This is a genomic window from Pseudomonas sp. GW456-12-1-14-TSB6 (assembly GCF_059424205.1).
This window is the reverse complement of the sequence record NZ_JBWKZE010000035.1, coordinates 42667-55530: the sequence shown is the minus strand read 5'-3', so window position 1 is coordinate 55530 and position 12864 is coordinate 42667. Positions and strand designations below refer to the sequence as shown.

General features: G+C 61.0%; 15 protein-coding genes. 12 read left to right on the top strand and 3 right to left on the bottom strand.

The features are described 5' to 3' along the window. Positions 1–102 precede the first annotated feature (102 nt). Entirely contained in the window at positions 103–1128 is a 1026-nt protein-coding gene (hemH, locus tag AC07Y2_RS25135; protein WP_039766307.1) for a ferrochelatase, read from the bottom strand. Positions 1129–1141: 13 nt separating this feature from the next. Then, positions 1142–2044 (bottom strand): TIGR01777 family oxidoreductase, encoded by a 903-nt coding sequence (locus tag AC07Y2_RS25130; protein ID WP_039766308.1) that lies wholly within the window; start codon positions 2042–2044, stop codon positions 1142–1144. Positions 2045–2241: 197 nt separating this feature from the next. On the opposite strand from AC07Y2_RS25130, the gene AC07Y2_RS25125 reads away from it, so the two are divergent. From AC07Y2_RS25125 to AC07Y2_RS25070, 12 genes are all read left to right on the top strand, one after another. Then, on the top strand, positions 2242–3228 hold the full coding sequence (locus tag AC07Y2_RS25125; protein ID WP_039766309.1) for an NAD(P)/FAD-dependent oxidoreductase: 987 nt from the start codon (positions 2242–2244) through the stop codon (positions 3226–3228). Then, positions 3225–3440: a TIGR02450 family Trp-rich protein gene (locus AC07Y2_RS25120; protein ID WP_039766311.1), complete on the top strand. Its 216-nt coding sequence runs from the start codon at positions 3225–3227 to the stop codon at positions 3438–3440. Before AC07Y2_RS25125 ends, AC07Y2_RS25120 begins: the two co-directional genes overlap by 4 nt. 112 nt (positions 3441–3552) lie before the next feature. Continuing rightward, entirely contained in the window at positions 3553–4515 is a 963-nt protein-coding gene (locus AC07Y2_RS25115; protein ID WP_074690984.1) for a YbgA family protein, read from the top strand. Then, positions 4515–5456, top strand: coding sequence for a MerR family transcriptional regulator (locus AC07Y2_RS25110; protein WP_074690983.1), 942 nt, complete (start codon positions 4515–4517; stop codon positions 5454–5456). The genes AC07Y2_RS25115 and AC07Y2_RS25110 overlap by 1 nt, the downstream gene beginning before the upstream one ends. 20 nt (positions 5457–5476) lie before the next feature. Next, complete coding sequence (phrB, locus tag AC07Y2_RS25105) at positions 5477–6922, top strand: deoxyribodipyrimidine photo-lyase (RefSeq protein WP_178082884.1); 1446 nt, start codon at positions 5477–5479, stop codon at positions 6920–6922. After that, on the top strand, positions 6915–7337 hold the full coding sequence (locus AC07Y2_RS25100; protein ID WP_039766317.1) for a nuclear transport factor 2 family protein: 423 nt from the start codon (positions 6915–6917) through the stop codon (positions 7335–7337). The genes phrB and AC07Y2_RS25100 overlap by 8 nt, the downstream gene beginning before the upstream one ends. After that, on the top strand, positions 7334–8116 hold the full coding sequence (locus AC07Y2_RS25095) for an SDR family NAD(P)-dependent oxidoreductase (protein WP_039766318.1): 783 nt from the start codon (positions 7334–7336) through the stop codon (positions 8114–8116). Before AC07Y2_RS25100 ends, AC07Y2_RS25095 begins: the two co-directional genes overlap by 4 nt. Then, positions 8113–9360, top strand: coding sequence for an NAD(P)/FAD-dependent oxidoreductase (locus AC07Y2_RS25090; RefSeq protein ID WP_103387144.1), 1248 nt, complete (start codon positions 8113–8115; stop codon positions 9358–9360). The genes AC07Y2_RS25095 and AC07Y2_RS25090 overlap by 4 nt, the downstream gene beginning before the upstream one ends. After that, positions 9357–10172: a DUF1365 domain-containing protein gene (locus tag AC07Y2_RS25085; protein ID WP_103387143.1), complete on the top strand. Its 816-nt coding sequence runs from the start codon at positions 9357–9359 to the stop codon at positions 10170–10172. The genes AC07Y2_RS25090 and AC07Y2_RS25085 overlap by 4 nt, the downstream gene beginning before the upstream one ends. Further along, on the top strand, positions 10159–11430 hold the full coding sequence (locus tag AC07Y2_RS25080) for an SAM-dependent methyltransferase (RefSeq protein WP_103387142.1): 1272 nt from the start codon (positions 10159–10161) through the stop codon (positions 11428–11430). Before AC07Y2_RS25085 ends, AC07Y2_RS25080 begins: the two co-directional genes overlap by 14 nt. Next, positions 11423–11914, top strand: a complete 492-nt coding sequence (locus tag AC07Y2_RS25075; protein ID WP_039766325.1) for a DUF2878 domain-containing protein — start codon at positions 11423–11425, stop codon at positions 11912–11914. The genes AC07Y2_RS25080 and AC07Y2_RS25075 overlap by 8 nt, the downstream gene beginning before the upstream one ends. 52 nt (positions 11915–11966) lie before the next feature. After that, complete coding sequence (locus tag AC07Y2_RS25070) at positions 11967–12272, top strand: YkgJ family cysteine cluster protein (protein ID WP_007951707.1); 306 nt, start codon at positions 11967–11969, stop codon at positions 12270–12272. Between the two features lie 57 nt (positions 12273–12329). Here the strand turns inward: AC07Y2_RS25070 and AC07Y2_RS25065 are convergent, their stop codons facing one another. After that, positions 12330–12848 (bottom strand): acyloxyacyl hydrolase, encoded by a 519-nt coding sequence (locus tag AC07Y2_RS25065; RefSeq protein ID WP_039766327.1) that lies wholly within the window; start codon positions 12846–12848, stop codon positions 12330–12332. Positions 12849–12864 lie beyond the last annotated feature (16 nt).

Sequence of the window (12864 nt, the reverse complement as noted above, 5' to 3'; positions counted from 1 at the left end):
CCGCGTGGGAATGCAGCCCGTGACGCTCTGCGTCACTGGACGCGGAGCGTCCCCAGAGGCATTCCCACGCGGAGCGTGGGAACGATCAATCATCGACGATCATTAAAGGGCCAATGGCGCCCGTTCACAAAGTGTTGCCAACGCCTTCGCCCATTGCGGGTCATCATTCAGGCACGGCACCAGCACCAGCTCCTCTCCCCCCGCTTCGCAGAACTGTTCCTTGCCGCGATCGCCGATCTCTTCCAGGGTCTCGATGCAATCGGCAACAAACGCCGGGCACATCACCAGAATCTTCTTCACGCCGCTTTTGGCCAGCTCATCCAGCCGCGCTTCGGTGTAGGGCTCGATCCATTTCGCCCGGCCCAGCCGCGACTGAAACGACACCGACCACTTGCCGTCCGGCAGCCCCATACGCTCAGCGAACAACGCCGCTGTGCGCAGACATTGGGCGCGATAACAGGTGGCCAATACGGCAGCCGAGGCGTTTTTGCAGCAATCTTCATTCTTGAAGCAATGATTGCCGGTCGGGTCGAGCTTGGTCAGGTGCCGCTCAGGCAAACCATGGAAGCTCAGCAACAGGTGATCGTAATCCTGCTGCAAGTGCGGTTTGGCGCTGGCCACCAGGGCGTCGAGGTATTCCGGTTGATCGTAGAACGGCTGCAACACCGACAGTTGCACATCGAGTTTTTTCTCGCGCACCACCCGCTTGGCTTCTTCGATCACCGTGGTGGTGGTGCTGTCGGCGAACTGTGGATAAAGCGGCGCTAGGGTGATGCGTCTGTGCCCCGCCGCGACCAGCTTCAACAGGCTTGTCTCAATCGACGGCTCGCCGTAACGCATGGCCAGCTCAACCGGACCGTGAGTCCACTGCGCCTTCATCTGCTGTTGCAGGCGACGACTGAGTACCACCAGCGGCGACCCTTCGTCCCACCAGATCGAGGCGTAGGCGTGGGCCGACTGCTCCGGGCGCTTGATCAGAATCAGCGACACCAGCAGACGCCGCACCGGCCACGGCAGGTCGATCACGTAAGGATCCATCAGGAATTGATTGAGATAGCGGCGCACGTCGGCCACCGAAGTGGAGGCCGGCGAACCCAGGTTGACCAGAAGCAAGGCGTGATCGGTCATGCAACGTCCTATTTCAGAGGCGGCTGGAAAGATCGTCCAGGGCCGCGCGTAAATCCGTGAACCGGAAAGTGAATCCCGCTTCCAGCAAGCGTTTGGGCGTGGCCCGTTGGCCACCCAGCAACAGCAATGACATCTCGCCGAGCCCGACCTTCAAGGCGAGGGCCGGCATCGGCATGAACGCCGGGCGGTGCAACACGCTGCCCAGGGTCTTGGCGAATTCGCGATTGCGCACAGGTTTCGGCGCGCACGCATTATAAGGACCGCTCGCCTGATCGCGGTGCAGAAGAAAATCAATCAGGGCGATTTGGTCATCGATATGAATCCACGGCATCCACTGCCGACCGTTGCCCAAAGGCCCGCCCAGCCCGAGCTTGAACGGCAGCAGCAGGCGCGACAAAAAGCCGCCCTCGGCCGACAGCACCAGCCCGGTGCGCACCAGCACCACGCGAATGTCCATCGCTTCGGCGCGTTGCGCGGTTTCCTCCCAGGCGATGCATAACTGGCTGGCGAAATCGTCAATCACCGGTGGGGAGTCCTCGGTCAACTCGCGCTCGCCGCCGTCACCGTACCAACCCACGGCCGAGCCCGAGATCAGCAGCGACGGTTTCTGCCCGCGATGTTCCAGCCACGCCAGCAACGCTTCGGTCAGCGTAATCCGACTGCTCCACAACAACGCCTTGCGCCGATGGGTCCACGGCCGGTCGGCAATCGGCGCGCCGGCCAGGTTGACGATCACGTCGACCGGTTCGTCGCCAAGGTCCTCCAGACGCGCAATGCCACGCACCTGGGCGCCACAGATTTTCGCGACTTTTTCCGGACGACGACTCCAGACCGTCAGGCGATGCCCCTGTGCGGACCAGTGCCGGCAAAGCTGACGTCCGATCAATCCAGTACCGCCGGTCAGCAATATGTGCATGACTTCTTCCTCGCGTGGCGTTTTACCCCGATCACTAGTCTATTTTTATAAACAGGGATCTTTTCTATCGGGCAGGCTCTATTGTTTAACCATAGGCCAAGCTGTCAGAACAAGAACGCTGGAAGTTATACCAAAAAACATAATTGTACAGGTTTCATCCACGGCGTAGTCTGTACAGAAAGGTAAACGAGGCCCCTATGACTGTACCTATCGCAATCATTGGCACCGGCATTGCCGGACTCTCCGCCGCCCAGGCGCTGACAGATGCCGGGCATACCGTTCAGTTGTTCGATAAAAGTCGCGGCAGCGGCGGGCGCATGTCGAGCAAGCGCAGCGATGCCGGTTCGCTGGACATGGGTGCGCAATACTTCACCGCCCGTGATCGGCGCTTCGTGACCGAAGTCCAGCGCTGGCAAAGCAAAGGCTGGGTCGCCGAATGGGCACCGCAGCTCTACACCTTTCATGGCGGGCAGTTGAACCTGTCGCCGGACGAACAGACCCGCTGGGTCGGCACGCCGCGCATGAGCGCCATCACCCGGGGCCTGCTCGATGGCCTGGAAGTGCATTTCGCCTGCCGGATCACCGAGGTCTATCGCGGCGAAGAACACTGGCACCTGCAAGATGCCGAAGGTTTCACCCACGGGCCGTTCAGCCACGTGGTGGTCGCCACACCGGCGCCTCAGGCTACTGCCCTGCTGGCCTCCGCACCGAAACTCGCCGGTGCCGCCGCCGGCGTGAAAATGGACCCGACCTGGGCCGTCGCCCTCGCCTTCGATACACCGCTGGATACGCCAATCGAAGGCTGCTTCGTCCAGGACAGCGCCCTCGACTGGCTGGCTCGCAACCGCAGCAAACCGGGACGCGACACCACGTGCGACACCTGGGTCCTGCACGCCACCAGTGCCTGGAGCCGGCAGCACATCGATCTGCCCAAGGAAGCGGTGATCGAACAATTGCACGGTGCCTTCGCCGAGTTGTTGCACAGCGCCATGCCGGCCCCGACCTTCAGCCTCGCCCACCGCTGGCTCTATGCCCGGCCGGCCAGCAGTCATGAATGGGGCACCCTGGCCGACGCCGACCTGGGCCTGTATGCCTGTGGCGACTGGTGCCTGTCGGGTCGGGTCGAAGGGGCATGGCTCAGCGGTCAGGAGGCGGCAAGACGCTTGCACGAACACCTGCAGTGAATCGCATCAATCCGCGCAAATTGCTGCTGTCGAAATGGACAGCAGCTCACCCGCAAAACCGTGAAAAGCATTTTCTGGTGACCGAACTGTTCCGCGACGAGGACGGCACGGTGCTGGAAATCGAACTGCAGGCGGTGCTGACCCGGCGTACCGAGCAATGCGACTGGCATGCCCTGCAGGATGATTCACGCTGGAAAATGGGCTGGCGCTAAAAACCTCAAAAAAACTTATACAAACAATTTGACTTGTACACCCATGAATCTATGCTGAAGGCATGTTGTACAGATCAGATTGCCTGTACAGGTTCAGATTCGAGGTTGCTGCATGTCCGACTCATCGACGTCCCTACCGAAAATCGCCATCAGCGCCTGCCTGATGGGCGCCGAAGTGCGCTACAACGGCGGGCACAAGGAATCGCGGCTGTGCAGCCGCACCCTGGCCGAGCATTTCGAATTCGTTCCCGTCTGTCCTGAAGTAGCGATTGGTCTGGGGATTCCCCGCGAGCCGATTCGTCTGGTGGGCGATCCGCAAAAGCCTGATGCAGTCGGCACCGTCAATCCGTCGATCAACGTCACCCAGCCATTGGCCGCCTACGGCGAGAAAATGGCCGGGGAGCTCAATGACATCTGCGGCTACATCTTCATGCAGCAATCGCCGTCCTGCGGACTTGAGCGAGTCAAGGTCTACCACGCCAACGGCGCACCGGTGAATGGTGGTGGGCGTGGCATTTACGCCGAGGCGTTCTGTGCACAGCATCCGGATCTGCCGGTGGAAGAAGCCGGGCGTCTCAACGATCCGGTGCTGCGGGAGAATTTCATCACCCGCGTGCTCGCCTACCGCGAATGGCAGCAGGTGCTCGAGCAGGGCTTGAGCCGCCGTGCACTGACCGAATTTCACTCGCGCTACAAATACCTGCTGATGGCCCACAACCCGGTGCAATACAAGGCGCTGGGCAATCTGCTGGGCAACATGGGCCAGACCGACCCGGCCGAGCTGGGCCCGCGCTATTTCAGCGAACTGATGGCGGCACTGAAAAAATGCGCCACCCGCCGTACCCACAGCAACGTCCTGCAGCACATCAGTGGCTACCTGAAACAGGCGATCAGCCCTGAAGACAAACAGGAAGTGCAGCACATCATCGGCCAGTACCGGCACGGCATCGTTCCGCTGGTGGTGCCGCTGACCCTGCTCAAGCATCACTTTCGCCTCCACCCGGATCCCTACATTGCGCAGCAGGTGTACCTGCAACCGCATCCGGAAAACCTCAGCCTGCGAAACGCCATTTGATGAATGACTCACTAGACACCAGCGCCCGTGAAGACCTCGGCGCCGACTTCAAGAAAGCCCTCGACGAGGGCTGGCTGCCGATCCGCGAAGTCGCCCGTCAGACCGGCGTGAACGCCGTCACCCTGCGCGCCTGGGAACGGCGCTATGGGCTGATCGTTCCGCAGCGCACGCCCAAGGGTCATCGCTTGTACAACGCCGAGCATGTGCAACGTATCCAGAACATCCTTACCTGGCTCAACCGTGGCGTAGCGGTCAGCCAGGTCAAACCGCTGCTCGACACCGCGCAGACGTTCAACGAACCGGCGCAGGACGAATGGCATCCACTGCGCCAGGCCGCCCTGCTGGCGGTCACCCACCTGAACGAGCGCAGCCTCGACGACGGCATCAACCAGGCGATGGCGCTGTATCCGCCACGCACTCTGTGCGAGCAATTGCTGCTGCCGCTGCTGAGCGATCTCGAACAGCGCTGGCAGGGCCAGTTCGGCGCGCAGATGGAGCGGGTGTTCTTTTATGCCTGGTTGCGCAGCAAATTCGGCGCACGCATCTACCATAACAATCGTCAGTTGCGCACCGCGCCGCTGCTGCTGATCAACCAGTCGGACCTGCCACTGGAGCCGCATCTGTGGCTCTGCGCCTGGCTGATCAGCAGCGCCGATTGCCCGGTGCAGGTATTCGATTGGCCGCTGCCGGCCGGCGAACTGGCGTTGGCAACCGATACCCTGCAAGCCCGTGGCGTACTGCTGTATTCCAGCAAAGCCCTGAACCTGGCGCAGCTACCGAAACTGTTCAACGGTGTCAGCTGCCCAAAACTGATTGTCGGACCAACGGTGTGTATCCACCACGCCGAGCTGTCCACAAAGACTTCCGAACTCGCTGATCTGTTCCTGGCCGAAGACCCCCTTTCGGCACATCGGGCACTCATTGAGCGTGGGTTGATTTAATGATTTCGACAGAGACCGACATGCAATTGATCTGGCTGCGCAGCGACTTGCGCCAACATGACAACACCGCCCTCGCGGCCGCCGCCGAGCGTGGCCCGACCGTCGCCGTGTACCTGTTGAGCCCGCAGCAATGGCAGGAACATGATGATGCTCCGTGCAAGATCGATTTCTGGCTGCGCAATCTGCGTGAGTTGAGCAAAACCCTTGGCGACCTGAACATCCCGCTCCTGATCCGCACCGCGCCTCACTGGGATCAGGCACCCGCCGTGCTGCTCGAACTGTGTCGGCAACTGAAGATCGAGGCGGTGCACGTCAACGAAGAATACGGCATCAACGAAAGCCGTCGCGACGAGGCAGTTGCCAAAGCGTTGCAAGCGGCAGGCATAACCTTCCACAGCTATCTCGACCAATTGCTGTTCAAGCCCGGCAGCGTGCTGACCAAAACCGGCACTTACTTTCAGGTGTTCAGCCAGTTCCGCAAGGTTTGCTACGAACGCCTGCACCGCTCGATGCCGTCGCTGAAACAGCCGCCGGGCAAGCAATCGGCGCTGAATATCACCAGCGACCCGGTCCCGGCAGCCATCAAAAGTTTCCCGACACCCGGCGAATCCCTGCGCGCCCTGTGGCCCGCCGGTGAATCCGAAGCCCGGCGTCGCCTCGACACGTTCGCCGATGCACAGATCGATTACTACAAGAGCGAACGCGACTTCCCGGCCAAACCCGGCACCAGCCAGCTTTCGGCCTATCTGGCTGCAGGCGTGATCTCGCCGCGCCAATGCCTGCACGCCGCCCTGCAAAGCAATCAGGGTGAATTCGAAAGCGGCAAGGTCGGCGCCGTCACCTGGATCAACGAACTGCTGTGGCGCGAGTTCTACAAACATATTCTCGTCGGTTATCCGCGGGTTTCACGCCATCGCGCATTCCGTCCGGAAACCGAAGCCCTGGCCTGGCGCGACGCCCCGGAGGATCTGGCCGCCTGGCAAGAGGCGCGCACCGGCTTGCCGATCATCGACGCCGCCATGCGCCAACTGCTGGAAACCGGCTGGATGCACAACCGCCTGCGGATGGTGGTGGCGATGTTTCTGACCAAGAACCTGCTGATCGACTGGCGTGAAGGCGAACGTTTTTTTATGCGCCACCTGATCGACGGCGACCTGGCTGCCAACAATGGCGGCTGGCAGTGGAGTTCCTCGACGGGCACCGATTCGGCGCCGTATTTCCGCATCTTCAACCCGCTCAGCCAGTCGGAAAAATTCGATAGCGAAGGTCTGTTCATCAAGCACTGGTTGCCGGAGCTGGCCGGGCTGAACAAGAAAGAAGTGCACAACCCGGCCAGTGCTGGCGGGTTGTTCGGCGTCGCCGACTATCCGGCGCCGATCGTTAATCTGAGTGCATCACGGGAGCGGGCGCTGGCAGCGTTCAAGAACCTGCCGTCGCGCGCATCTCAAGGAGCGAGTGATGAGTGAATTTCTACGCAGTTTCGCCCAGCGGTTCGCACAGTTGAACAAAGACAATTTGCGCACCCTGGACGAACTGTACAGCGAGGACATTCACTTCACCGATCCACTGCATGAAGTGCAGGGACTGACGCAATTGCGCGGTTACTTCAGCGAGTTGTACGCCAACGTCAACGAACTGCGCTTCGATTTCCACGGCTTCGACCAGATCGGCGAAGGCGAAGGCTATTTGCGTTGGGTCATGAGCTACCGCCACCCGCGTCTGAGCGGTGGGCAACTGATCCGCGTCGCCGGCTGCTCGCATCTGCTCTGGCGCGACAAGGTTTACCGCCACCGGGATTATTTCGATGCCGGAGCGCTGCTTTATGAACATTTACCCGTATTGGGTCGGGTGATTGCCTGGCTGAAAAGGAGATTGGGATGAGTCGTACAGCTCCACGGCGTTATTGGCTGACCGGTGCCAGCAGTGGCATCGGCGCAGCACTCGCGGAAGACATTCTCAAAAGCGGTGCACAGCTGGCGGTCAGTTCCCGCCAGGTCGCGCCGCTCAAGGTTCTGTCACAACGGTATCCGGGACAGGTTCTGGTGGTGCCCGGCGATCTGACCAACAGCCAGACCGTACGCGAAATTGGCGAACAGATAGCCGCGGACTGGGGCTCGCTGGATACCGTCATCCTCAATGCAGGGACCTGCGAATACGTCGACGCTCACCAGTTCGACGCCTCGATCATCGAGCACGTGGTGCGTACCAACCTGCTCGCCAGCAGCTATTGCATCGAAGCCGCCCTGCCCTTGCTGCGCAAAGGTACGGCACCGCATCTGGTGGGGATGGCCAGCTCGGTGACCTATGTGCCGCTGCCACGGGCAGAAGCCTATGGCGCGTCGAAGGCCGGGCTGCGTTATCTGTTCGAATCCCTGCGCATAGATCTGGCGGACGAAGGCATTGAAGTCACGGTGATCAGTCCCGGTTTCGTCGACACGCCGCTGACCGCCAAGAATGACTTCCCGATGCCGCTCAGCTGGCCTGTGGATAAAGCCGCGCGGCATATCTTCGCCAAGCTGAAAGACCGGCCACTGGAAATCGCCTTTCCGGCGTTGTTCATGGCGGTCCTGTGGCCCCTGTCGAAAATGCCTGCACGCGTACAACTGGCGATTGGCAAACGCATGGTGCGCAGCAGCCCGCCGCTAAGGGATGCGACATGAAAATCGCCATCGTCGGCAGCGGCATCGCCGGTTTGACCTGCGCGTACCTGCTCGCACGCCGACACGAAATCACCGTGTTCGAAGCCGACGCCCGGATCGGCGGCCATACCCACACGGTGCCGGTCACCGTGGACGGGCGCGAGTACGCGGTGGACACCGGATTTATCGTGTTCAACGACTGGACGTATCCGAACTTCATTCGTTTGCTTGGCAAACTGGGTGTGACGTTCAAACCCACCGAGATGAGCTTTTCGGTCAACGATCCGGACACTGGCCTGGAATACAACGGCAACAACCTGAACAGCTTGTTCGCCCAACGCAGCAATCTGCTGTCCCCCGGATTCTGGGGCATGTTGCGCGACATTCTGAGATTCAATAAAGAAGCCCGGCGCGATCTTGCCGAACAGCGGATCGCCACCGACACCACCCTCGACGATTACCTCAAGGCCGGCGGTTACGGCGAGCGCTTTATCCTGCATTACATCGTGCCGATGGGCGCGGCGATCTGGTCGATGCCGATGGCTGAAATGCTCAATTTTCCGTTGCAGTTCTTCGTGCGTTTTTTCGAGAACCATGGGCTGTTGTCGGTCAGTAACCGTCCGCAATGGCAGGTCATCGAGGGTGGCTCCAGTGCCTACATCGCGCCGCTGACCGCATCGTTCAAGGAACGCATCCGCCTGAACTGCCCGGTGGGCCGGATCGATCGCGATGCGCACGGTGTGGTTATCCACAGCCCGGCCGGTATCGAACGTTTCGACAAAGTAGTGCTGGCCTGCCACAGCGACCAGGCCCTGCGACTGCTGGGCAACCCCGACAAGGTCGAACGGGAAATCCTCGGCGCCCTGCCCTACGCCGACAACGAAGTGGTGCTGCACACCGACACCCGCTTGCTGCCCACGCGCAAACGGGCCTGGGCCAGCTGGAATTATCGCCTCGGCGGAGCGGGTCATACCCGGGCGGCCGTGACTTATGACATGAACATTCTGCAAGGCCTGCAGAGCGGCACCACGTTCTGCGTCAGCCTCAACCAGAGCGCTGGCATCACGCCGTCCAAAGTGCTGGCGCGCTTCACCTACGCCCACCCGCAATTCAGCCTCGCGGCGGTGACGGCACAGCAGCGCTGGGCTGAAATCGACGGCGCGCAACACACGCATTACTGCGGCGCCTATTGGGCCAACGGTTTTCATGAGGACGGCGTGGTCAGCGCTTTGCGCGTGGCCGCGTCCTTCGGAGAAAGCCTGTGAACAGCGCGCTCTACAGTGGCTGGATCGCCCATCGGCGATTTGCTCCGCGCCGTCATGAATTCCGTTACCGGATCGGCATGCTGTATCTCGATCTGGCTGAACAGGAGACCGTGCTGGGCCTGTCCCGCCTGGCAGGCACCAGCCGCTTTGCGCCGTTTTCATTCCGCGAAACCGACTACCTGAAAACCTTCACCGGCCGGGGTATACGCCTGAGCGATGCGGTGCGCCAGTTGGTCGGCGAAGCCGTGGGCCATGCACCGCAAGGTTCGATCTGCCTGCTGACCCAGCCGCGCAGCTGGGGTCTGTCGTTCAACCCGGTGAGTTTTTTCTATTGCCACGAGGCCGACGGCCAACTGGCGGCGATTCTCTGCGAAGTGCGCAACACGCCGTGGCGCGAGCGTTATCACTACGTGCTGCCGGCTCGAGCGCCGACCCATCTGCAGGACTTCCACCAGCATTTTGCCGTGGCCAAGGCGTTTCATGTGTCGCCGTTCCTGCCGCCGGACCTGGAATACCGCATGAGCTTCAGCCCTGCCGCGCAGGTCCTGGGTGTGCACATGGCCGACTGGCAAGGCGAGCAAAAACTGTTCGACGCCACCCTCGATCTGCGACGCGAAACCCTTGACCGGCGCCACTTGCACCGGCACCTGTGGCGCTTTCCCTGGATGACCGCCAAGACCGCGCTGGCGATTTATTGGCAGGCGCTGCGCCTGTTGCTCAAGCGCACCCCGGTGTATGACCACCAGCGCGCCGACGACCATTTTCGAACCGCCACCGTACCGACCGAGGAACGCCACCATGAAATCCACTAGCGTCTCGGCCAAAGCCAGCCTGCTCAGCCCTCACGGCCTGAGCGGTTCGCTGCTGCGCCGGGGAGTACTGCGCCAGCTGGAGCAGCTCAAGCAGGGTCAACTGATCGTCATCGAGGACGGCGAACGCCACGTCTTTGGTACGCCGGGCAGCACGCTGGTGGGGGAAATTCAGGTCCTGGATCCGGCCGTCTGGGGGCTGGTCGCCGGCAATGGTTCGATCGGTGCCGGTGAGGCTTTTATTCATGGCTACTGGCGCTCGCCGGATCTGACGGCCGTAGTGCGTGTGTTCGTCAGCAACCTTGAAGTGCTCGACGCCATGGAAGGTGGCCTGGCCCGGCTCGGTCGCCCGCTGGTGCGCGGGCTGCACTGGCTCAACCGCAATACGCGCAAGGGCTCGCAGAAAAACATCGCCGCGCATTACGACCTCGGCAATGACCTGTTCGAGCAGTTCCTCGACCCGACCATGATGTATTCCGCCGCGCAGTTTCTCAGCCCCGACGACAGCCTGGAGCAGGCGCAACTGAACAAACTCGAGCGGATCTGTCAGAAGCTCGCGCTCAAGCCCGGCGACCATCTGCTGGAAATCGGCACCGGCTGGGGCAGCATGGCGCTTTACGCGGCGCAGCACTACGGCTGCAAAGTCACCACCACGACGCTGTCGAAGGAGCAGTTCGCCTTCACCGCCGCCCGCATCGAACGCCTCGGTTTGCAGAATCAGGTGACGCTGTTGCTCAAGGATTACCGCGACCTCACCGGCCAGTACGACAAACTGGTGTCGATCGAAATGATCGAGGCGGTCGGCCACCGCTTCCTGCCGACCTATTTCAAGCAATGCGCGCAGCTGCTCAAGAGCAACGGCCTGATGCTGCTACAAGCGATCACCATCCGCGAACAGCGTTACGAACAGGCGCGCCGTGGCGTGGACTTCATCCAGCGCTACATTTTCCCCGGCGGTGCCCTGCCCTGCGTACAGAAAATGCTCGAAATCGTCGGCCGCGACACCGACATGAACCTGTTGCACATGGAAGATTTCGGCCTGCATTACGCCCGCACCCTGCGTCTGTGGCACGAGAACTTTCGCCATGCTCACGGCCGTCTGAGCGAACTGGGCTATGACGATTACTTCCTCAGGTTGTGGGAGTTCTACCTGTGTTACTGCGAGGGCGGATTCCTCGAGCGCACCATCGGCACCGCACAACTGGTGCTGGCCAAACCGGCGGCGATGACCGCGCCTTTGCTGGGCCGGTTCGATGCTTGAACGGTTGGCCAACGCGGTGCTGTTCCAGATCGGCTGGCTGGCCTGCGTGCTCGGTGGCGACAGCCTTTGGTTGCTGCTGGCGCTGGCGGTGCTGGTGATCCATCTGCGCTGGATCAGCAACTGGGCGCAGGAAGGTCGATTGATCCTCGGTGTGGTGATCATCGGCACGGCTGTAGACAGCGTACTGCGAGGCCTTGGGGTATTCGAGTTCAAGGACCTGTCGCCGCTGATTCCGCTATGGCTGATGTTGCTCTGGGCGTTGTTTGCCACGACTTTGCGTCATTGTCTGCAATGGAGCGCGACGCCGTGGTGGCTGGCCAGTCTGCTCGGTGCGGCAGGTGGCGCGCTGTCCTATGGCGCCGGCGGACGACTGGCCGGTGTGCAATTTCCTTTCGGTGAGTTACCGACCCTGATCGGCATCGCGCTGCTGTGGGCGTTGCTGTTTCCGCTGCTGCACCAATTGTCCCGACGGCTGGCGCGCTAAACGCCTGTCAGGCCTTTCACACGGTCATCGGTCACTGCCGTACACTGGCGCCATGAAAACCATTCCCCATCGACAAATTGCCGAGCCCGAGGTCACCTGCTCGACCTGTGCGGCCTGCTGCTGTCAGCTTGAAGTGATGCTGATCACCGACACCGGCGTACCCGAGCGTTTTATCGATACCGACGATTGGGGTGGTGAGGTGATGCTGCGTCTGGACGACGGCTGGTGCGCGGCGCTGGATCGCGACACGATGATGTGCACGATTTACGAGAAGCGCCCGCTGATCTGTCGCGAGTTTGAAATGGGCGCACCGGAATGCATCGACGAACGCCAGGGGATTGCTACGGCGTACCGCTGAGCACAAAAAAAAGGAGCGCCTGGCGCTCCTTTTTTCTTGAACTGACTTTCCGGGTGCTTACAGCGGCATCGTGTAATGCAATGCGTAGCTTTCCACACCGTCGTTGTCGCTGCTCAGACCGGCGTTGGAATAGTGCGTCGCACGGATCCCGACTTCATGCCCGCCATTGAAGCGCAGGCCGAAACCGATACGGTCTTCGAACTGGAAGGAACCGCCGAGCTTGTTGTCTTCGTATTCGGTGTTGGAGAACAGCGCCACACCGATCCCCGCCTCGACATACGGTTTGACCGACTGACCGGCAAACTCGTAAACAAATACCGGCGAGAACGACAAGCTGTTGTTGCTCGACGTCTTGTCGCCTTCCCAATAAGTGTAGGCCCCGCTCCAGTAACCGGTCAGACGACCGACGTCACTTTGCAGCCAGCTCTTGTCCCAGTCGAAATTCATGCCCAGGCGATAAGTCATGGTCGAATCGCTGGTAGCACCCACTGCAAACTCGACGCCAGCAGCCTGTGCGGTAAAACTTTGCCCCATCAGTGCAGCCGCAATCGCGGCCAAGCAGAATAGTCGCTTCACTTTGAAACTTCCTTTT

Bases quoted from the DNA above. Each gene is read 5' to 3' on its own strand.
- AC07Y2_RS25110 (WP_074690983.1), top strand. From the start codon at position 4,515: ATGAATGACTCACTAGACACCAGCGCCCGTGAAGACCTCGGCGCCGAC.
- AC07Y2_RS25095 (WP_039766318.1), top strand. From the start codon at position 7,334: ATGAGTCGTACAGCTCCACGGCGTTATTGGCTGACCGGTGCCAGCAGT.
- AC07Y2_RS25125 (WP_039766309.1), top strand. From the start codon at position 2,242: ATGACTGTACCTATCGCAATCATTGGCACCGGCATTGCCGGACTCTCC.
- AC07Y2_RS25070 (WP_007951707.1), top strand. From the start codon at position 11,967: ATGAAAACCATTCCCCATCGACAAATTGCCGAGCCCGAGGTCACCTGC.
- phrB (WP_178082884.1), top strand. From the start codon at position 5,477: ATGCAATTGATCTGGCTGCGCAGCGACTTGCGCCAACATGACAACACC.
- AC07Y2_RS25130 (WP_039766308.1), bottom strand. From the start codon at position 2,044: ATGCACATATTGCTGACCGGCGGTACTGGATTGATCGGACGTCAGCTT.
- AC07Y2_RS25075 (WP_039766325.1), top strand. From the start codon at position 11,423: ATGCTTGAACGGTTGGCCAACGCGGTGCTGTTCCAGATCGGCTGGCTG.
- AC07Y2_RS25090 (WP_103387144.1), top strand. From the start codon at position 8,113: ATGAAAATCGCCATCGTCGGCAGCGGCATCGCCGGTTTGACCTGCGCG.
- AC07Y2_RS25100 (WP_039766317.1), top strand. From the start codon at position 6,915: ATGAGTGAATTTCTACGCAGTTTCGCCCAGCGGTTCGCACAGTTGAAC.
- hemH (WP_039766307.1), bottom strand. From the start codon at position 1,128: ATGACCGATCACGCCTTGCTTCTGGTCAACCTGGGTTCGCCGGCCTCC.
- AC07Y2_RS25080 (WP_103387142.1), top strand. From the start codon at position 10,159: ATGAAATCCACTAGCGTCTCGGCCAAAGCCAGCCTGCTCAGCCCTCAC.
- AC07Y2_RS25115 (WP_074690984.1), top strand. From the start codon at position 3,553: ATGTCCGACTCATCGACGTCCCTACCGAAAATCGCCATCAGCGCCTGC.